At 39.0% G+C, this 1015-nt stretch carries 2 protein-coding genes; both read left to right on the forward strand.

Annotation, left to right across the window (positions count from 1 at the left end; genetic code table 11):
* The coding region (locus VXK47_RS02485; protein ID WP_435547192.1) for an ISAzo13-like element transposase-related protein at positions 1-111 on the forward strand (111 nt) is incomplete at its 5' end.
* A 52-nt stretch (positions 112-163) separates the two neighbouring features.
* On the forward strand, positions 164-853 hold the full coding sequence (locus tag VXK47_RS02490) for a thrombospondin type 3 repeat-containing protein (RefSeq protein ID WP_435547193.1): 690 nt from the start codon (positions 164-166) through the stop codon (positions 851-853).
* Positions 854-1015 lie beyond the last annotated feature (162 nt).

Consider the following 1015-nt stretch of genomic DNA (forward strand, 5'->3'; position numbering starts at 1 on the left):
TACAAGACCGGCATCAAAGTCTCTGATGAAGAACTCCGAAAGATTGCTATCGAGAGGGATGGTTTCCATGGAGAGTGGAATTATAAAATAAAACCAAGGCCATTATGCTAAATGTTCAGCTTATATTTTCTAAACCACTTATATTAATTCGGAGCGCAAAGATATTGACGGATACGTTCGTGGTTATCTTTATAAATTGGATTATTTATATAGCATACCAAACTTTGGCAAACTCGTGCCTTATGTTGCGGCAGGTTTGGGTGGGATTACTTTAAATCCAAAATATGGAAGTGCTTCAAACGATTTTTTATTTAATTACGGAGCCGGCTTAAAATACTTTATTACAGACACTATAGCATTACGTGGGGATGTAAGACATGTTCTTCCTTATGGATCTATTGGAAAGGATAATTCCCAGAATAATTTATTATGTACAATAGGCTTGTCCTGTTTATTCGGAATTGAAAAGGAAAAACCCAAAATTGAACCTGTCAGTAAAGTAAAAGAAACACCCTCTGTTGTTGAAAAAGCTGAAGAAGACATTGATACGGACGGCGATGGTGTATTCGACTCTTTAGATAAATGTCCTGATACCCCGAAAGGCGTCAAGGTTGATGCCGATGGTTGCCCATTGGATACGGATGGTGATGGCGTATATGACTATCAGGATGAGTGCCCCGGCACACCAAAAGGCGCTACTGTGGATTGCAGGGGATGTTGGGTTCTTGAAGGAGTATATTTTGATACGGAAAAATGGAATATAGGTTCTCAATATTTTCCGATTTTAGATAATGTGAGGAGATTTAATAAGTCGGTCAAGTTTTGCCGCAAGGCGACCACCGTGTCGATTTAAGTGTTAACGTCGGCGAAATACCCTTTCAACGCATTGCATATCAAAGATGTTTTGGAGGGGATAGCGGTAAAAGACAGCAAAGATTCTTTTGGAGACAACAGTTGTCCCCAAGAGTTTATTTATATGCAAATAATGATGCAGAACAAAGAGAACATCATTCCA

The sequence above is a fragment of the Desulfobacterium sp. N47 genome, assembly GCF_051233685.1.
Lineage (GTDB): Bacteria > Desulfobacterota > Desulfobacteria > Desulfobacterales > RPRI01 > RPRI01.